Origin of the sequence: Archangium lansingense (assembly GCF_026626635.1) — a bacterium.
Taxonomy (GTDB): Bacteria; Myxococcota; Myxococcia; order Myxococcales; family Myxococcaceae; genus Archangium; species Archangium lansingense.
This window is the reverse complement of the sequence record NZ_JAPNKA010000001.1, coordinates 10289907-10308660: the sequence shown is the minus strand read 5'-3', so window position 1 is coordinate 10308660 and position 18754 is coordinate 10289907. Positions and strand designations below refer to the sequence as shown.

Below are 18754 nucleotides of genomic sequence, written 5' to 3'. Positions count from 1 at the left end.
TGACATGGCCACCAAGAAGCCGCAGACCCACAGTTTCCAGGCCCATCCCTGGCACGGCATTTCCCCTGGCGACGAGGCCCCCGAGGTCGTCACCGCCTACATCGAGATGGTGCCCACCGACACGGTGAAGTACGAGCTCGACAAGGAGACGGGCATCCTCAGGCTGGACCGGCCCCAGCAGTTCTCCAGCCAGTGCCCCACGCTCTACGGGTTCATCCCCCAGACGTACTGTGACGAGCTGGTGGCGAAGCGCTGCGCCGAGCGCACCGGGAACAAGGGCATCAAGGGCGATGGGGATCCGCTCGACATCTGCGTGCTGACGGAGAAGGTGATTCCGAGCGGTGCGTTGCTGGTGCGCGCCGTGCCGGTGGGCGGCTTCCGCATGGTCGACGGCAACGAGGCCGACGACAAGATCATCGCCGTGCTGGAGTCGGACCTCGTCTACGGGGCGCTGCAGCACGTGGCGCAGCTGCCGACGACGCTCGTCGAGCGCCTCAAGCACTACTTCCTCACGTACAAGCAGATCCCCAGCCAGGCGAAGCGCTCGGTGGAGATCGTCGAGATGTACGATCGGAGCGAGGCGCACGAGGTCATCATGCGCAGCATGAAGGATTACCAGCGCGTGTACGGCCAGGCCACGCCCGCGCGCAAGCCGCGCGGCCGCAAGGGCTGATTCCCCCTCAGTGATGTGAACGAAGGGGGCCAGATATTCCCTCTCCCGAGGGGAGAGGGGAAATGGCCGCGGGCAAGTGGTCGGTGTCCCGGGGGAACTCCTCATCGCACCTTCCTGGAAGGGCTAGCGCACCTCGAGCAGTCGCACGCGCTTGTAGAGCCGACGGTCGAGCGGCATCCGCAGGTCCGTGAGCTTCATCTCCGCGTCGAACTCGATGCTGACGGTGGGCACGGGCGGGCTGATGGAGATGATGAGCTCGATCTGCCACAGGCTCACCAGTTGCGTGCGACCCTGGAGGGCCTCGGGCGGCGGAACGGGGAGGCTCGCGGCGGCGTTGCGGATGTCGGCGACTGCCTCCCGGTCTATCTGGATGTCATTGCTCGGGGTGACGAGCTCTATGCTGAGCAGCCTCCCCTCGGTGTCCTGAACGACGCGCACGGTGGCGCGGCGGGTGGCGCGGAACTGCTCCTTCATCTGCCGACGCAGGGTGCGGCGGGCCTCGAGCGACGCGTCTCCCCCGGGCGGCAGCCGGTCGTAGGCCTCCGGGGTGTCGGCGTCGAGCACTGAGCCCGTATTGGCATAGGCCGAGGCCCTCTCTGACCAGACGCGCATCCACTCCTTCGAGTTGCCGCGGGTCTGGTCGAGAAAGCCCTGGAGCCCTTTGGCGCTGACGGCGCGCTCGGCATCCCAGTTCTTCAGCAGCGACTTGCCCAGCTCGGAGAAGTAGGGGTGTACGAGGCCTCTGTCGACCCGTCCGCGGCGCACTCCCTCCATGACCATGTCGGCCACCTTCTCCTCCGGTGTGGAGGGACCGGGCACGCCCGCGTCCAGCACGCTGACGCCTCTGTCTGGACTCCACGACAGCGAGGGTGAGGGCAGGAGTTGTGGGGCGTCCAGGCGGGGAACCTCGGACCGAGGCACGTCCGCGCGAGGACTGTCACCCGCTGGAGGCGCCGCGGTGATGGCAGGCGGCTCAGCCGGGGAGGGCGGCGGCTTCGGGGCCTGCGCGACGGAGGGGAGAGGGCGGCGCGGCGGTTTCGGCGGCGGGGGACTCGGTGGCGTGGGCTTGGGCGGCTCGGGGGGGGGAGCCACCTCTACTTCGACGAACTGGAGTGTGGCCGGAGCAGGGGGGAGGGGCCTCTGCTCCGCGAGCGGGGAACGCCGGGCCTCCATCCACAGCCATACCCCGACGTGCAGGCCGAAGCTGAGGAGGAGCGCGAGCAGCAGTCGGCGGCGGGAATCCGGCATCGCGGGAGCGATTCAAGCACCCATCGCGCCCATTGGTTAGAGTGGGTGTCCTGGAGGCAACACCACATGGGGAGTTCGCTGCTCGCGACGGACGGCTACAAGTTCAGCATGGCGGAGGCTGGCTGGCCGCTTCGCCGGGAGACTTTCTACTACTCGCACCGTAAGGGCGGACAGCAGGTGATGCCCTTGGACCTCGAGTCCTACGTGCGCAGTCTGCTCCCAGCGCCGACCGAGAGCGATTACGTCTACCTGGCGCACAACAGCTACGAGATGGGGGCAGGCTTCAAGGCAGCCATCCAGCGCAAGGACAGTCTGGTCATCCGTGCCTTGCCGCGAGGCGCACGTTTCTACTCGCGCGAGCCGGTATTCACGCTGACGGGGTCCTCGGCGCTGGTGTCGTGGCTGGAGCCGCTGCTCTTGCAGCTCAACTTCCGCATCCAGGTTGCCACCCAGGCGCTGGCAGATCGCGAGGCGCTGGCGAAGGCGCTTGCGGTGTTGTCGTGCGAGGAGGAGAAGCGCATCGTCCTGGAGACGCTGGACGCGGTGGGGGTGAAGCCAGTTCCCATCTCCGTGGACACCGAGGGTTACCACGCGCGTGTGGTGGCGGTGGTGCGCGACCTGGTGGACGCGGTGCAGGACCCGAGCCGCATCTTCGAGGTGGGGCTGCGCGCGGCCACGTGCCTGGAGCAGCATGAGATTGCCCTGCGGGCCTGCAAGGAGGCCGGGGTGATGCGCACCAGCAACGTGTACCTGGCGCAGAAGCTGGGGATGATTCCGGTGGGCACCATGGGGCACGAGCACGTGCAGCGCTACGGCGCGGACGAGGCGGCCTTCCGAGCCATCCGCGAGCGGCGGCCGGAGCGCTCCAGCTACCTGCTGGACACCTACGACACGCTGAGCTCGGGTCTGCCCACGGCCTTCCGCCTCATCCACGAGGAGCCCGGGGCGGGGGACTCCATTCGCTTCGACTCGGGAGACAAGAAGAAGCAGTACGTACAGGCGGTGTCGCGGGCGAAGGAGGAGGGCATCAAGCCGGTGCTCATCCTCGAGGACGGGTTGGACGCACAGACCACGCGCGAGTTCGAGGCGCTGCGGACCCAGTATGGCTGGGAGTCCTCCAAGCAGTTCTACGGTTATGGTGGCTTCATCGTGGCGCGCACCATGGCGAGCCCCTTCACGCGGGACCGGGTGGCGGCGGTGTACAAGCTGTCACGCACGGGCCACCAGCCGACGATGAAGTTCGGCAACGAGCTGGCCGAAGGCAAGCAGAGCATCCCGGGCGTGCCGGTGGTGTTCCGGCGCCGGAGCGGCTCGGGCCCCATCGGGCTGATTGGGCAGGAGGGCGAGCCGGTGCCCGAGGGCTATGAGCTGCTCTCCGGTGCCACGCCCGAGGCTGCCGCCGCCATCCCCGCATCCGGGGCGGAGGAGCACCGCGTCGCCTACACGCCGGCCACGCAGGCACTCGTGACCGAATTGCGCCACCGTCACTTTCCTCAGGGTCCCGCGCACCATTCCTGAGAGTCCCTGGAGAACGCCATGCCGCTGCCCCTTCCCGAGTTCCATGACGACAAGCGCGTGGGCACGCTGTACCTGGAGCGTGCCGCGCTGGTGACCGAGGCGGCCCGCCGCTACGCGGTGGCTCACCAGGTGAAGCCCGCGCGCGAGGACAGCCTGCGCATTGCCGCCTTCGGTATCGACGTGCAGGTGGCCTTCTGCCAGCCCGAGGCGAGCCTCTTCGTCCCGGGAGCGGTGGAGGACACGCAGCGCACGCTGCGCTGGCTGTACGCGAACCTGGACCGAATCACCGGGCTGGTGTTCTCCCTGGACACCCACCGCGTCTTCCAGGTGTTCCACCCCGCGTGGTGGCAGGACGCGGAGGGCCGTCCGCCCGCGCCGATGACGCCCATCACCGCGGCGGACATCCGCGCAGGGAAGTGGCGGGCCACGCGCCACCCGGAGGAGAGCCTGGCCTACTGCGAGCGCCTGGAGGCCGCCGGGAAGTACATCCTGACGGTGTGGCCGTACCACGCGCTGCTCGGCGGGCTCAGCCATGCGCTACTGCCGGCGATGATGGAGGCGAGCCTCTTCCACGCAGTGGCCCGCGACACGCAGACGCGCTTCGAGGTGAAGGGCGAGGAGCCGTTGACGGAGAACTACTCGGTGCTGTCTCCCGAGGTGACGGAGCTACCGGGGCGCAAGGTGGGCGAGTTCAACCAGGAACTCTTCGACCACCTGCTGACGTTCGACCGGGTGTACGTGTTCGGGCAGGCGAAGTCGCACTGCGTGCTGTCGACGCTGATGGACCTGAAGCAGCACATCGAGGCGACGGACCGCTCGAAGATGGGGCGCATCCACATCCTCGAGGATGCGATGAGCCCGGTGCCGGCACCGCCGTTGGACCCGCTGCCTCCCGGGCTGGACTTCCCGCGCGTGGCCAATGAGGCGATGCGGACTTTCCGGGAGGCGGGAATGAAGGTGGTCCGGACCACCGACTCGCTGGACGGGTGAGGGCCTGCCCCCACTCCGTCAGTTGATCTGCACCGAGCCGCCCTTGATGCGCTGGGTGCCCGAGGCGTGGGACTCGACATAGGTCCCCTTGATGATGACCTTCCCGTTGCGGCGCAGGGTGATGCTGGCCTGGCCGCACTGCAGGACGATCTCATCCTTGCCCTCGATGACGACCCGCTTGCCGTCCACGTGGGCCTCTACGGGCTGCTGAGGGGTCGGCGCGGGCAGCGAGGCCTCCAGCACCGCATCCGTCAGCGGCGTGGGGCTCTGCACCTGCTCCACGCCCACCACCACGGGCAGGCGCGGGTCTCCGTTCTCGAAGACCAGCACCGCCTTCCGGCGTGCCGTGATGGCCTCCCGAAGCTCCTGCGGCTCGAGCGCGATGGTTCTCCGGGCCACCAGCGGGCCCGCGCGGTTGCCGTCGTAGTCCACCAGGAAGCGACCCTCGGTATCGCTGCCGACGAGCCATCCCAGCCGGGTTCCCCAGATGGGCTCCTGCTGCTCCCCGGACTCCGGTGCCCGCGCCGCCAATGGATTCGTGGGTGAGGTCATGGTGTTCCGACTCCCTGCTAGTTCTCGGAGATCTTCGAGCCCTTGATGACGACATCACCACTGGCGGTGATCTCCACCTTCGCGCCCTTGATGACGACGTCGCCGTTCTTCTTCACCTGAAGGGTCGCCGAGCCCACCTTGAGGGTGAACTGCTCCTGGGCCACCAGGGAGATCTCCTTGGCCGAGAGCGTGTACGCATCCTTGACGGCGTGGTTGTGCTTGCCGCCCACGCTCACCAGCAGATCCTTCTCCACCTTCAGGGTGCGGTTCTTGTCGATCTGCTCGGACAGGTCTCCGCCCACCTGCAGGCTGCGCGAGCCCTTGACCGTCTCGGACTTCTTACCGCCCACCACCTCCATCTTGGCGCCGCCCACCTGTTCGGACTTGAGGCCGCCCACCATCTGATTGAGCGCCGCGCCCACCGTGACGGCGTAGGCGCCGCCCACGTTCAGCATCTTCCCGAGTCCCACCGTCTCCGCGGAGGCCATCGCCACCGACAGGTTCTGGTTGCCTCCCACCGAGATGGACTGGTCCCCCACCACGGCCTCGGTGTGGTTGCCCGTCACCGTCGTCGAGCGATTCTTGATGACCTCCAGGCTCTGGTTGCCGCTGATGACGCTGTCGTCGTTCTTCTTCACGTTGAGGGACTGGTTGCCCTCGATGGTGCGGCTGCGGTCCTTCTGCACCCTCAGCGTCTCGTTGCCGCCCACCAGCTGCGTCTTGTCGTTCTCGATGACAATGTTGAAGTCCTTCTGGGCGTGCAGGTAGATCTCCTCCTCGCCCGCGGAGTCCTCAATGCGCAGCTCGTTGAAGCCGTTGCCACCAGGGCTGGAGCTGGAGCGCAGCGTGCTCTTCGTCTTGCTGTCGGGCAGCGAGATGGGCGCCGGGTTCTGGCCGTTGTAGACGCTGCCGGTGACGATGGGCCGGTCCGGATCTCCCTCGAGGAACTCCACCACCACTTCGTGCCCGATGCGCGGCAGGTAGAGCGCGCCCCAGCCCGGTCCCGCCCACGCCTGGCTCACCCGAATCCAGCACGAGCTCTTGTCGTTGTTCTTGCCCTCGCGGTCCCAGTGGAACTGAACCTTGATGCGGCCATGCGGGTCAGTGTGGATCTCCTCACCCGAGGGGCCCACGACGATGGCCGTCTGGGCGCCCGCGATGGTCGGACGGGGCGTGGCGCGCGGCGGACGATAGGGCACCTGCGCGGGGATGCAGAGGAACTCGTTGCGGTAGCCCTCCTGGCCGTCCTGCTCCGTCTGGTCCACGGTGAGCACCTCCGGCTGGCGGCCCGTGTGCCGCACCGACACCGGCAGGTAGCCCCGGTTGAGCGAGGTCACCGAATGCTCGTCCAGATCGAAAGTGTGGCCCGGTACCAGGCGGCGGCAGTTGCTGGCGCCCGTCACCAGCTCCGTGCGCGCGCGCAGCTCCTCCATGCGCACCTTGGCGAAGGCCTTGCCCACGTGCGAGTCACCGTAGCGAGCCGGATAGTCGTAGATCTCCAGCGCGGGCTCGCCCCCGTCGGCCTCGGTGGCGGTGGTGAGATCCAACGAGGGCCGCATGAAGTCGAAGTCGCGCAGGGTGACGGCGCCGGGCTGTACCTCCAGCCGCGCGGCGAACTCGTGCACGGACTCCTGCTCCGCCACCATCTTGCTGCGCTCACGGAAGACGAGCTTCGACTCGCCCGCCATGGCCGCGCAGGTGAGCGAGGCGTCGTTGAGCACCATCTTGTGCCCGTCTTCGGTGTGCTCGAAGTAGTAGAAGATGCCCTCTTCCTCGAGCAGCCGGGACACGAAGTCGAGGTCCGACTCGCGGTACTGCACGCAGTACTCGCGCGGGGCGTACTCGCCATTGAGCGACAGCTTGTGCTCGACCATGGCCTCGTTGAGCACCTTGTGGACGATGTCCGGGACGGTCAGCTCCTGGAAGATGCGGCTCTTGCGGGTGTGCCGCAGCGTCCACAGGAGGGGCACCACCGTGACGCGGATGCGCTGGCGCTCCGGCCCCTGGTTGGCATCCCAGCGCACCACGCGCGACACGATGCCGTTGAAGAAGCGGGCCGTCCCATCTCCCAGCTGCACCGTCAGCAGCGCCTTCTGGCCCAGCAGGGCCTTCTCGTCCACCTCCACGTCGGGCGGTGGCGCCAGGAGGACGTCGACGGAGTAGGGCTGGGAGAGGGTCTCCTCGGCGTCAAAGCCCACGACGGCCAGTTCGCCCGCGGCGTGGGGACCTACCTGGAAGTCAAATTCAGCCTGGTTTGCCTGGAGCGGAGCGGTCGCGATCATGTGAGTCCCCCCTTCCGGGTATGCATCAATCACGCGGAGTGTAACGCAAGACAGGTCCCGCGGGGGATTGTGGCGCGAATTGTTTGCTCCCCCCTCCGCTCAGAGGCTGAACTCCGAGAAGGGCTCCAGGCAGGCTGGCCCCGCCGCCACCCACATGGTGCGCTGCGCGGGTGCCATCACCACCGTGGCCTTGGTGGCCCGCGGCAGGGCTCCCGGGGCGGGTGGCGTGTCGTGCAGGCAGATGCGGCCCTCGGGCGTGCCGTGGTCCGCGAGCATCCGCTTCACCGACTCGGCGGTGTGCTCGCCGTGCCCGGCCGCCACCAGCTCTGAGATGCGTGTCTGGCGCCCGAAGGTGCAGGGGACGTAGTGGTGGGTGACGTCCCGCTCGCGGAAGCGCTCGGACTGGTAGTGGTTGGCGTGGACGAGGACCCCTCGCTCAGGCCGCAGTAGGACATGGTCGTCATACGTACTCTCAAGGCCCACCACGTGCCCATGGGCGTCCGCGAGGTGGTAGTAGCCGAGGCCCCGCGCCGCCGTGACGAGCACCTCCAGGGCTGCTGGGAGGCTCGGCTGGCGCATCGCCTTCGGGACGTACACGGACAGCGGCACCAGCGAGGCGCACGGCCTCGGCTCCACGAGCGTGAGGTTGGCGCAGTTGCCCACCCCGTCACTGTTCAGGTGGTAGTACGGCGAGCCATCCAGGCACAGGGAGAGCTGCTCGCGCCCGTCCGCGTGGCGGATGCGGAGCAGGTCCATCCGCGCGTCCGGATTCCAGTCGATCGTCTGTCCGAGGAGCGCCTGCCCATCCGCCGTGGCCTCGCCGGTGAGGGCCATGGAGGTGCACATGCCGCCGATCTGCGCGCCATTGACGGCCAGCTCCAGCATGCAGTGGAGCGCGAAGGTCTCCTCGTAGGGGAGGCCGGTGCCCTCGGCCTGTCCCCGGATGAGCTCGAGCGCCTCCGGGTCGAAGGCGCGCACGTTGGCCTCCAGCTTCAGCGCCGTGCGCACCACCTCTTCCCGCGAGGCGCCCAGAGGGCTCATGGACAGGGCGAGGAAGAGGTTCTCGGCCGAGGCGCGCAGGCTCTCACGGCACGCCTCCCCCCACTGCTGACCTATCCGCCGCGGCGTCCCACGGCACTCGATGACCTGAAGTGTCTGCGTCGTCATGGCACGCAAGCTACGGGGTGGGTCTCCGTCGTGCTTGAACGATTGCGACACACGTGGAGTACGCATGCTCCCTCTCCCTCTGGGAGAGGGCGGGGGGTGAGGGTGGTTGCCTGCGGGAAGACCCTCACCCTAGCCCTCTCCCAGAGGGAGAGGGGACATCCACGGGGGCTCAGGCCGCCCGGCGGTAGTCGCTCGGGGTCCGGCCCGTCAGCTCGCGGAACTCCCGCGTCATGTGCGCGTGGTCGGCATAGCCAATCCGATGCGCCACCTCGGAGAGCGAGCGGGTGGGGTGCTCGCGCAGGGCAGTCAGGGCCTCCTGGAGCCGCGTGATGCGGGTGTAGGTCCTCGGTGAGAAACCCACACGGTCTTTGAAGGCGCGCTGCAGCGTGCGCGTACTGAGGTGGAGTGCCTCCGCCAGCGCGCTTGGGCGCAGGGGTTCCGGACGAGTGAGCAAGTGGCGCAGCGCCCGGTCAAAGCTGTCTCCGGGCGGGTAGGGCGCTCGGGTCAGGAGTGGTGTGAGCTCCTCGCGCATCCGCTGCGGTGAGCCGGCGGCCAGCAGCCGTTCCCCCAGCTCATCCAACGAGAGGCCCGCCACCTCGCGCAACTCCACGGACTCGTTGACCAGCTCCGAGGGGCTGGCGTCTACGAGCCTGGGCATCGCCCCCGGGCGGAAGTGCGCGACGAGGTAGCCCCGGCCGGCCTGTGAGGCGACGTGGATGGTGCGCGTCAGGGGACCGTAGAGGACGGCCCGGCAGCGCTCGCCCGACAGCTCGAGGAGCAGATCCACGTTGGCGTCGGGGACGACCTCGTGCTCGTGGGTGACGGAGACCTCTGGCGGCACCCACAGCAGGAACTCCACGCGGTCCACCAGCGAGGCGGGGGCGGGCATCCACTGCGACCACGGGAGGGGCGGCGTCGTGGCGGGCATGGTCGGAATATAGTCCCGGGCCTTGCCGATGACCTCCCTGGACAAGAAGACCCGAGGACGTACCTCCCACGGGCGCCTGCGAGCACTCGACGTGTACCTGGTCCACCAGGAGCGTGAGCTGCTGGTCCGGAGCGAGGGAGACTGGGCTCGGGCCGCCTTCGTGGACGTCGGTTTTGGCGAGCACCCGTGGACTACGCTCGATAGTGCCGAAGCCTTCCGTGCGCTCCATCCGGGGCTCCCGGTGGTGGGTGTAGAGCTGGAGGCGCCCCGCGTGGAGACCGCCCAGGCCCATGCCGATGCACTCACGTCCTTCCGGCAGGGTGGCTTCGACCTACCCCTGGTGCCCGGGGAGCGCGTCCGCCTCATCCGCGCCATGAACCTGCTGCGCGGGTACCGCCCCGAGGACGTGCCCGGCATCCACCAGACACTGGGGGCGCCGCTGCTCGAAGGGGGCCTGCTCGTCGAGGGCAGCACGGACACACCCGGGGCCGTACTGGTGGCGCACCTGCTGCGGCGCGTTCCCGAAGGGCTCTCACGCGAGGCCCTGCTGTTCCATACCGACTTCAGCCGGGGCTTCGCGCCCGTGTTGTTCCGCGACTGGCTGCCCCGGGACTTCCGCCGCCGGGTGAAGCCAGGAGAGCCCATTCACACCTTCTTCGCGGACTGGACGGCGGCGTGGCAGGAGGCGCGCGAGGCAGGACATGGGGAGCCCCCCGAGGCCTTCCGACACTCCGTCCTTCGACTGGCCTCGCGTGTCGAGGGCCTCGTCACGGATGTGTGGCTGCTCGACAACGGCTACCTGCTCTGGAAGCCCCCAGGCGGCGTCTTTCGATGAGCCCGGGCAGGGGGGCATCCGCCTCCGGAGCGAATGCCGGTAGAATTCCTGGTTGTCCGGCAAGGAAGTCCACCTTAAATGCCCCCCACCGTGGCCCCGACTCGCTCCGTCCTCTGGTTGCTGCTCGCCGTCCTCTCCCTTACCTCCGCTCGGGCGTGGGCCCAGGCCTATGACGGCGCACGCCGGGAGGAGGTGGACGCCGGTGTCCATACCCCGGTGCTGACGAAGGCTCCCGAGCTCGTCCAGTTCGTGGAAGCCGTCTATCCACCCGAGGCCGCCGCTGCGGGGAAGACAGCCTCGGTGGAGATGCTCGTCACCATCGACGAGAAGGGCCAGGTGTCCGACGTGCAGGTGGTGACGCCCGTCGGCGACGGCTTCGACGAGGCGGCGCTCGCGGCGGTGCGGCAGTTCCAGTTCTCTCCGGCCGAGGTGGACGGCGCACCGGCCCCCATTCAAATCCAGTACGTCTACAACTTCGTTCTCCAGCCGCCGAAGGTGGAGGAGTCCGCCCCGCCGCCCCCGCCGGAGGCCACCCTCACCGGACAGCTCCTGGCGCGGGGCAGCCGCTCGCGCGTGAACGGCGCCACGGTGCGCTGTGGCGATGACCCGGCGGCTCCCGAGGCGCTCTCGGACGAGGATGGTCGCTTCACCCTCAAGGTGACGCCCGGCACCTGCGAGGTGCGAGTGGTGGCCAACGACTTCCACCTCTTCACCACGAAGGAGGAGCTCGCCCCGAACGAGACGACGGAGGTCATCTTCTATCTGATGCCCAAGGCTCCGGGTTACGAGACGGTGGTGCGCGGCGCTCGCGAGAAGAAGGAGGTGGTGCGCCGCACCCTGGAGCGCCAGGAGCTACAGAAGGTGCCGGGCTCCTTCGGTGACCCCATCCGCGTGATCCAGAACCTGCCCGGCGTGGCGCGTGCGCCCGCCATCTCTGGCCAGCTCATCGTGCGCGGTGCCGCGCCGGACCAGACGCTCACCTTCTTCGATGGCGTGGAGGTGCCGCTCCTCTATCACCTGGGCGGTGGGCCCTCGGTGCTCAACGCCGAGTTCATCGACCGGGTGGACTTCTATCCGGGTGGTTTCGGCTCGCGCTACGGCCGGGCCGTGGGCGGTGCGGTGGACGTGGCCACGCGCAAGGGCTCCAGTGACACGCTGCACGGCTCGGCGAAGGTGGACCTGCTGGACTCGGGCTTCTTCCTCGAGGCCCCCGTCACCGACGGCATCTCCATCGCCGGTGCCGCGCGCCGCTCGTACGTGGACGTGCTCCTGCCGCTGGTGCTGCCCGAGGACCCCGAAGGCGGCACGCTGCTCGTGTTGCCGCGCTACTGGGACTACCAGGTGCGCATGGACTTCGGCGCGAAGCGCGGCAGCGAGCCGGGTCCTGGCGGGCGTCACACCGGGTACGTGATGGCCTTCGGCTCGGACGACCTGCTCAACGTGGTGGCCTCGGGAGGCGGGCGCAACCGCGACATCTCCGTGGATGCGCGCACGCTCTTCCACCGCATCAAGGGTGACTGGACGTACCGCAACGGCGGCTTCACCTCGGTGTTCACCCCGTACGCGGGCTATGACCTGGGGAGCTTCGGCTTCGGCGAGACGAAGCTGGATGCGAGCATCTGGTCGCTCGGGGCGCGTGAGGACCTGGCGCTGGAGGTGCTGTCCTGGCTCACCGTGCGCGGTGGTGCGGACGTGAAGTTCGAGCACCTGGTGGGCGAGGGGCGGATTCCCTTCCTCGGTGGCATTCAGTACCCGGCCTTCCCCGGTGGAGAGCCCAAGGTGGAGATGCAGGACATCTTCCGGGTGGCCAATACCTTCGACGGCGCGCTCTACACGGAGCTGGACGTGAAGATCGGGCCGGTGACGGTGACGCCCGGCCTGCGTGCCACCTACGCCCGCATCTACGGGCAGGACCGCTTCGCCTATGACCCCCGGCTGTGGGTGCGCGTGCAGCCTACGGAGAAGACGGTCTTCAAGGGCAGCGCGGGCCTCTACAGTCAGCCGCCGGACGCCTTCAACCTGGAGGCGGCGCCGCTGGGCAACCCGGCCCTCACCCACGAGCGCTCCTTCCAGTCGAGCGTGGGCGTGGAGCAGCAGCTCACCGACGCCATCAGCGTGGACGTGACTGGCTACTTCAACCGGCGCTACGACCTGGTCGTCTCTCCGGGAGATACGGTGCGCAACGAGGACGGCACGCTCACGCGCTACCAGTACTCCAACCGCGGCTTGGGGCGCGCCTACGGCATGGAGGTGATGCTGCGGCACGCGGTGACGCGCGACTTCTTCGGCTGGCTGGCCTACACCCTCAACCGCTCCGAGCAGCGGCGCGTGGGTGGCGATGACTACCGCCTGACCACCTGGGACCAGACGCACATCCTCACCGCGGTGGCCAGCTACCGGCTGCCGTATGGCTTCGAGCTGGGCGCGCGCATGCGCTACGTCACCGGCCGGCCCACCACGCCGCTGCAGCACACCTTCGACCGCTACAACGTGGACCGGAACAACTTCGGCGGCACCTTCGGCCCGACCAACTCCATCCGCTTCCAGCCCTTCCACCAGCTCGACTTGCGGCTGGACAAGAATTGGATTTTCCAGAGCTGGACGCTCAACGCCTACATCGACGTGCAGAACGTCTACAACGCCTCCAACGTGGAGGCGACCTTCTACGACTACCGCTACCGCGAGCTCTTCGAGGTGCCTGGCATCCCGATCCTCCCGGTCGTTGGCGTCAAGGGGAGCTTCTGAGTCATGCGCCACCTGTCCGCCCTCCTGGGCCTGCTCCTGTGCGCCGCCTGTGTGGGGCCCGAGGACACTCCGTCGAACGTGAAGGATCTGCGCGTGCTCGCGATGCGGATGGATCCGCCCGAGCTGATCGCCGAGACGTGCTCCACGGACCCCACGGTGCTCGCCGATACGCTCGTGCGTCCGGTGCGCCTCACCGCGCTCATTCCGGACCCGGCCGGCGAGGGCCGCGACCTCGATTACACCCTGTGGGCCTGTGCCTCGCAGAATGACGACACGTGCAGCAAGGACCGCGTGGAGCTGGCCCGCGGCATCACCAAGGGCGGCGAGCTGGTGGTGGACCTGTTCCCGGGACCGGGCGCGTCGCGGCTGCCGGATGGCACCTTCCTGGCGCAGCGGATTCTGGAGGAGGACCTCTACAACGGCCTGGGAGGCTTGCGGATGCCGCTGGTGCTCTGGGTGCGCGGCGGCGGCGAGCAGATCTACGCGCAGAAGCTGATGGTGTACGGCTGCCGCTTCTTCCCGGAGATGAACGCCAACGTGCAGCCGGAGCTGCCGGACCTGTTGCTGCAAGGCGAGCCGTGGGTGGAGGGCGTGCCGCGCGAGCTGTCCGGCCCGGGGCCCTTCGAGGTGCAGGTGCCGGACCTCACCGGGCGGGAGGAGGCGTACGTGGTGCCCTCCTTCGAGCTGAAGCCGGTGAATCTGCAGGAGGCGTGGGAGGTGGCCTGGCACACCACGCAGGGGACGTTCTCGCCCAACCAGACGGGCGGGGCGGACCTGGGCGGTGGGGTGGCGAGGCACCGGGTGGAGTGGACGCCTCCGCGCGGCGCGCAGGCCCAGGAGGTGCGCTTCTGGGTGGTGGCGCGTGACGGGCGCGGCGGCATGTCCTGGCTGGAGCGCACGGTGAAGTACACGCCGTGAGCCATGGGCGCTGAGGGGCTCAGGGGGTCGCCGTCACCATGAGCTCCTGGAGCCTGGCTACGTCCGGATCCATGACGGCCGAGAGCTGCTGGAGGTGCGACTCCTCCGGGACGACGACGAGAGAGCCGGCCTCTCCCGGCTGGAGCGTCAACGCCGTGGGAAGCAGGACCTCGTGCTCGGGATAGAGCGCGGGGAGTGCCGCGGGCCACGAGCCGCTCTCCGCGCGGTGGGCCTTCACCAACGCCAGGGCGAGCAGGAGGTCCGCCTGGGCCCGCTGCCGGTCCACCCGCGCGGTGAGCCTGCTGAAGTCGGGCACGCCGCCCATCTTGAAGATGGGATTCCACGACTGCTCGAGTTCTCTTTCCATTCCGTCGAACCAGGCATTGCGTTCCGCGATGGGACGGTCGACGAATGGCATGGCCTTTTCTTGGTAGCGCATGAACTCGATGAGGGCATGGCGCATGAGGACGGGCGCGAAGATGGGGACGTCCCCACCCTGGTAGGCCGAGCCCTGCTTCGCGATGGCCCGTGCTCCAGCCGGAAGGGCGTCGAGCTGCTCCTGGTCGAGCAGATGCCCGAACGCGTCCAGGGGCCCGTAGACGCGCTCGGCGCGCATGGCGGACGAGAGGGGGCTGAGACCCTCGCGGATGCGCCGCAGGGCCACCGTGGCCTGTTTCAGACCCGCGGGCGAGGCGTGCTGGAGGGCATCCGCACAGGGCCGGAAGAGAATCGTGTACCCGGTCGCGGAGGCCATGGCTCCAATCAGCCCGCTGCCGTGCCCCAGGTCCCGCGAGAGCGCGAGCCCATCGAGGCAATGCTCCAGGGCGGTGTCGGCCTGCCCGTCCTCGAGCTGGAAACGCATCTCGAACGCGGTGAGCTTGAGAAAGTGCTGGAGCGCGAGGATCCCCTTCATTTGGTGGGGGAGGTTGGGGTCGCCAAGGGCCTCGAATCCCTCGGGCAGGCCGCCTTCCTCGGTGCGGGTTGCCCGCAGCGTGCGCTGCATCAGCGGACGGCCGCGCTCCAGGGCCTCGCGGCACGCCTCGGGTAGCTCCGCGAGGGGCCGCTTTCCATCGCGGACCTCCTGGCACTGCTCGTTCACCGGCTCCTCCAGCCTGGGCTCGGCCTTCTGGAGGAGGAGCTCCGGCATCAGCGGTCCGAGCGTCTGGGAGAGCGGGCCGGGTGTGGAGGCGTCCGTATGCGCGGGGCGCACCACCCGGATGGCCATGAGTGCCCGGGCCTCCGCGACCAGCTCATCCCCCGCCTTCCGGGTGCGCTGGTGCAAGCGCCAGAAGGCACCCGCGGCCATCAACAGCAGGAGCAGCACGGAGGCCGCCACGATGGTGAGGATGGTTTGAGCCTTGCTCGTCGCCGTGTCGCTCATGCCCGGTATTGTGAGGAGGTGGCGAGTCAGGCAGCAAGGCCACGGACTGCTCTTCACCGGGTCTCAGGGGGTTGCCGTCAGCGCGAGCTCCTGGAGGGCCGTGGCTTCCGGGACGAGGCGCAGCGTGTCTCCCTCGGCGGGCTGGAGCTTCAGCACCGTGGGGAGCAGCACCTCGCGCTCGGGATGGAGCGGGGGCAGGGTGGTGGGCCACGTGCCGTGCTCCGCGCGATGGGCCTTCACCAGGGCGAGTGCGAGCAGCAGATCCACCCGGGCCCGCTGCCCGTCCACGTGCGCGGCGGACTCCTCGTAGCTCGACGCCCATGAGGCACCAGCGCCCAGGGCCCACATGCTTTCGGAGAGCCGCTCCAATGCCACCAGCCGGGCGTGGCGTTGCTCCGAAGGGAGATCCATGAGCGGTGCGGCCTGCTGGAGGTACTCCATTCGCTTGGGCCAGTCATGCAGGACGTAGATGAGGAACTTGAGGTCGGGCTCCATGCAGCTGCTGGGCGGATGGAGGGCCTGGTACCTGGCTCCCTCCGGGAGCGCCTCGAGCTGCTCCGGGGCGAGCACCTCACCGGCCAGGTTGAGGGAGAACGAGACGCTCTCCTCACGCAGGGCCCAGGAGAGGGGGCGTAGTCCCTCGCGGATCCGCCGGAGTGCCAGCGTGGCCTGCTTCCGGCCCTCGGGGGTGGCACGGCCGAGTGCATTGGCACACGGGTGGAACAGGGACTCGTAACCCGAGGCGGAGATTCGCGCGCCGGAGGTCCCGCTCCCGTAGGCCACGTCTCGCGAGAGCGCGAGCCCGTCGAGGCAGGTCTCCAGCGCGGCGCCGGCCTGACCGTTCTCGAGGTGACTCCACACATCGAGCGCGGCGAGACCGAAGACGCTCGAAAACAGCTCGATCGAGACGCGGTGGTCGGGCTCGTCGAGGTCTCGGAGCCCCTTGGGCAGTCCTCCCATTTCGGTCCGGGAGGCCCGCAGCGCGCGCTGCATCAACAGCCGGTCCTGCTCGAACAGCTCACGGTAGGGACCGGGCAGTTCCGAGAGGGGGCGCCTCCCATGCTGGACGTCTTCATACTGTTGGAGCAGCGTGTTGTCGCTGCTCAGCATCCCCTCGTCCGCGCGGAGGCTGCGGAGCTCTGGCATCAGCGGCTCGAGTGCTTCATGGAGCGTGCCGGGCAGGGGCGGGTCTGTGTGGGAGGGACGTGCCACCCGCTCGGAGGCGGTGGTGAGGGCCCAGGCCTCCGCAGCCAGCACGTCACCGGCCTGACGGGAGCGATACTTCAACCGCCAGTACGTGCCGAGCATCATCACCAGCACCAGCAGGACGCAGCCTGCCAAGAGGGTGAGGATCGTCCGGAGCGTGCTCTTCGTGCTCGTTCCCATGGAAGTACGAGTCTACCGCTGTCTGGAAGCCCACCACCTACCGGCGTGACGCAGGGCCTCGGCATGGGAGACACCGGGCGGAGCGAGCGCGGACACCTCGACCACCTCGTCGAATGGTGCGCCGTCCGTGCCGGGCGCGACGGCTCCCGCGAACATCACCGTGTGCCTGCCGAGTGCCCGCGCCTCCCTGGCCAATGCGCCGGGCCCCTTGCCGAGTGCCGTCTGCCGGTCGAAGCGTCCCTCTCCGGTGAGCACGGCCTGCGCAGCGGCGAGCCGTTCGGACAATCGGAGCGTCCGGGCCACCAGCTCGTAGCCGGAGGTGATCTTCCCACTGGCCAAGGCGAGGAGCCCGTAGCCGAAGCCTCCGGCCGCGCCCGCGCCAGGCGTCTGCGCGAGAGCGGGCGCCACGACTTCGGCGAGCCGGGCCAGCGCCGACTCCAGCCCGGCGACGGCGGCCTCGTCTGCTCCCTTCTGGGGGCCGAAGAGACGCGAGGCTCCGTCCGGCCCCAGCAACGGCGCGGTGACGTCCGTTGCCACCAGCAGCTCCACCTCCGAGAGCCGCGGGTGCCGTCCGCTCGTGTCCACTCGTGCGAGCCGCTTCAACGCGGCGCCCCCGGGCGGAAGGGGCTCACCGTTCGCGTCGAGGAACCGGAACCCGAGCGCGGAGAGCGCCCCCGTTCCCCCATCGTTGGTGGCGCTGCCCCCGAGCCCGAGGATGAGCCGTGCGCAACCTCTCTCCAGCGCGTCGCGCATCAACTCGCCAGTGCCGGAGGTGGAGGCGTGCCGGGGGTCTCTTTCTCCTGGCGCGAGCAGGGTCAGCCCGGAGGCCGCGGCCATCTCGATGATGGCGGTGCGCCCCGAGTCCAGCAGCCCGTAGGTGGCTCGCACGGGAGCGCCGAGCGGCCCCTGGACGGTGCACGTCACCCGTTCGCCGCCCAGGCCCGCGAGCAGCGCGTCCACCGTGCCGGGCCCGCCGTCCGCGAGAGGTGCCACGTCCAGCTCCACGCCGGGTGCCCCCTGGCGCAACCCTTCGGCGAGGGCAGCGGCGGCCTCGGCAGCCGTGAGTGTCCCCTTGAATTCCTGCGGTGCGACGAGCCAGCGGCTCACTGCGTGGGTTCCGCCGCGGTCTGTTCCGACGGAGGTGGTGGGGTGAGCAGCGGCGCGTCGGCTCGCAGCTTGGTGGCCCGGGGCACGTCGGTGCGCGGCGCTTCGGTGCGTGGCGCGTCGGTTTTCGGCGCGGAGGACGAGGACGCGGAGGAAGTGGACGCGGAGGCCGGCGGCTTGGGGGGGTTGACGATGATGTCCCCGTTGTACGGGGTCCGGGCGACGCACTGGTAGACCAGCTTGTCCTCGATGCACTCCTCGAAGGGAGAGCACTCGCCGCGGCAGGGGAGGGGATCGCAGTAGCCCGTGGCCTCGTTGCACTCGGTCCCCGCGGGGCACGCGGCGTAGCAGCCCCCCTGGGAGCGGGAGATCGCGGACGCACCGAGCGCGATGCCCGTATTCACCGCGGCATTGAGGACGCCCCCGCCCGCGGCACCGGCGGCACCGGCGATACAGCCGGATAGGAAGAGGGCGGCTACGGGCACGACGGCGCTGCGCCACGGCTTCGGGTTCATGGTTCCTCCTCGCGGAGAGAGGCCTCCGCGTGCCACTCGAGGATGGGACGAGGTCCGGTCAATGATGGCAGCAGGCGCTGCGAGACTCGCTCCAGGCGCAGCAGCAAGGCGCTCACCGTGTCTGCTGGCTGACGTGCCGGGCCCCGGATGCGCTCGCAGAAGAAGGTGCGACAGCCGAAGGGGCGCTCGGCGTACACGGTGCACCGCTTCCCCGCGGCGTCCAGGTAGGGACAACCGCCGTCCTCCCTCGGGGGCGGCAGCGGATGGTGGCGCGCCAGCAGCAGCCACTCGGGGTACCAGAGCCAGGGCTGCCGCTGCGTCTTCGAGAGCTGGCAGCACTCGCCACTCGCGGGGCACGAGAAGGGCGCATACGCCGCATCCGCCTGCCGGTAGATGGCGCGCAGCTCCTGAAGGGCCCGCGCCTCCTCGCGCGCGCCCGGGGCCGAGGGGGCCTCGTCGTTGTCGTCGTCCCAGTCGGGGTTTCGCATGGCTTCCGCGGCTGGGATCATCCC

Annotated in this window: 16 protein-coding genes; 6 read left to right on the top strand and 10 right to left on the bottom strand. The window is 69.2% G+C overall.

Annotated elements, in window-relative coordinates; all coding sequences use genetic code 11:
• Positions 1-4: 4 nt before the first annotated feature.
• Complete coding sequence (locus tag OV287_RS41050) at positions 5-673, top strand: inorganic pyrophosphatase (protein WP_267539481.1); 669 nt, start codon at positions 5-7, stop codon at positions 671-673.
• Positions 674-796: 123 nt separating this feature from the next.
• Here the strand turns inward: OV287_RS41050 and OV287_RS41045 are convergent, their stop codons facing one another.
• Positions 797-1921: a TonB C-terminal domain-containing protein gene (locus tag OV287_RS41045; RefSeq protein WP_267539480.1), complete on the bottom strand. Its 1125-nt coding sequence runs from the start codon at positions 1919-1921 to the stop codon at positions 797-799.
• Between the two features lie 66 nt (positions 1922-1987).
• Between OV287_RS41045 and OV287_RS41040 the strand changes: the two genes are divergently transcribed.
• Both OV287_RS41040 and OV287_RS41035 read left to right on the top strand, forming a co-directional pair.
• Positions 1988-3439 (top strand): nicotinate phosphoribosyltransferase, encoded by a 1452-nt coding sequence (locus tag OV287_RS41040; RefSeq protein ID WP_267539479.1) that lies wholly within the window; start codon positions 1988-1990, stop codon positions 3437-3439.
• An 18-nt stretch (positions 3440-3457) separates the two neighbouring features.
• Positions 3458-4429, top strand: coding sequence for a nicotinamidase (locus tag OV287_RS41035; RefSeq protein ID WP_267539478.1), 972 nt, complete (start codon positions 3458-3460; stop codon positions 4427-4429).
• Positions 4430-4447: 18 nt separating this feature from the next.
• On the opposite strand, the gene OV287_RS41030 is transcribed toward OV287_RS41035, so the two are convergent.
• The 4 genes from OV287_RS41030 to OV287_RS41015 form a co-directional block, all read right to left on the bottom strand.
• Entirely contained in the window at positions 4448-4981 is a 534-nt protein-coding gene (locus tag OV287_RS41030; protein WP_267539477.1) for a DUF6484 domain-containing protein, read from the bottom strand.
• A 17-nt stretch (positions 4982-4998) separates the two neighbouring features.
• Positions 4999-7263: a type VI secretion system Vgr family protein gene (locus OV287_RS41025; RefSeq protein WP_267539476.1), complete on the bottom strand. Its 2265-nt coding sequence runs from the start codon at positions 7261-7263 to the stop codon at positions 4999-5001.
• A 99-nt stretch (positions 7264-7362) separates the two neighbouring features.
• Entirely contained in the window at positions 7363-8496 is a 1134-nt protein-coding gene (locus OV287_RS41020) for a C45 family autoproteolytic acyltransferase/hydrolase (RefSeq protein WP_267539475.1), read from the bottom strand.
• Between the two features lie 103 nt (positions 8497-8599).
• Entirely contained in the window at positions 8600-9358 is a 759-nt protein-coding gene (locus OV287_RS41015) for an AraC family transcriptional regulator (protein WP_267539474.1), read from the bottom strand.
• Positions 9359-9386: 28 nt separating this feature from the next.
• Here OV287_RS41015 and OV287_RS41010 point away from each other — a divergent pair, with 28 nt between their 5' ends.
• The 3 genes from OV287_RS41010 to OV287_RS41000 all read left to right on the top strand — a co-directional run bounded on the left by OV287_RS41010 (position 9387) and on the right by OV287_RS41000 (position 13856).
• Positions 9387-10193, top strand: coding sequence for a methylase (locus OV287_RS41010; RefSeq protein WP_267542520.1), 807 nt, complete (start codon positions 9387-9389; stop codon positions 10191-10193).
• A 78-nt stretch (positions 10194-10271) separates the two neighbouring features.
• Positions 10272-12938, top strand: a complete 2667-nt coding sequence (locus OV287_RS41005; protein WP_267539473.1) for a TonB family protein — start codon at positions 10272-10274, stop codon at positions 12936-12938.
• 3 nt (positions 12939-12941) lie between these two features.
• On the top strand, positions 12942-13856 hold the full coding sequence (locus tag OV287_RS41000) for a hypothetical protein (RefSeq protein ID WP_267539472.1): 915 nt from the start codon (positions 12942-12944) through the stop codon (positions 13854-13856).
• Positions 13857-13875: 19 nt separating this feature from the next.
• Here the strand turns inward: OV287_RS41000 and OV287_RS40995 are convergent, their stop codons facing one another.
• The 5 genes from OV287_RS40995 to OV287_RS40975 all read right to left on the bottom strand — a co-directional run bounded on the left by OV287_RS40995 (position 13876) and on the right by OV287_RS40975 (position 18730).
• On the bottom strand, positions 13876-15237 hold the full coding sequence (locus OV287_RS40995; protein WP_267539471.1) for a hypothetical protein: 1362 nt from the start codon (positions 15235-15237) through the stop codon (positions 13876-13878).
• A gap of 63 nt (positions 15238-15300) precedes the next feature.
• The gene (locus OV287_RS40990) at positions 15301-16623 is read right to left on the bottom strand and encodes a resistance to Congo red protein (protein ID WP_267539470.1); all 1323 of its coding nucleotides are present in this window, start codon (positions 16621-16623) and stop codon (positions 15301-15303) included.
• A 12-nt stretch (positions 16624-16635) separates the two neighbouring features.
• Entirely contained in the window at positions 16636-17730 is a 1095-nt protein-coding gene (locus OV287_RS40985) for a glycerate kinase (RefSeq protein ID WP_267539469.1), read from the bottom strand.
• Positions 17727-18242 carry a hypothetical protein gene (locus tag OV287_RS40980; RefSeq protein ID WP_267539468.1) on the bottom strand — a complete coding sequence of 172 codons (516 nt, stop codon included), beginning with the start codon at positions 18240-18242 and terminating at the stop codon, positions 17727-17729. Before OV287_RS40980 ends, OV287_RS40985 begins: the two co-directional genes overlap by 4 nt.
• On the bottom strand, positions 18239-18730 hold the full coding sequence (locus OV287_RS40975) for a YkgJ family cysteine cluster protein (RefSeq protein ID WP_267539467.1): 492 nt from the start codon (positions 18728-18730) through the stop codon (positions 18239-18241). Before OV287_RS40975 ends, OV287_RS40980 begins: the two co-directional genes overlap by 4 nt.
• Between the last annotated feature and the right edge of the window lie 24 nt (positions 18731-18754).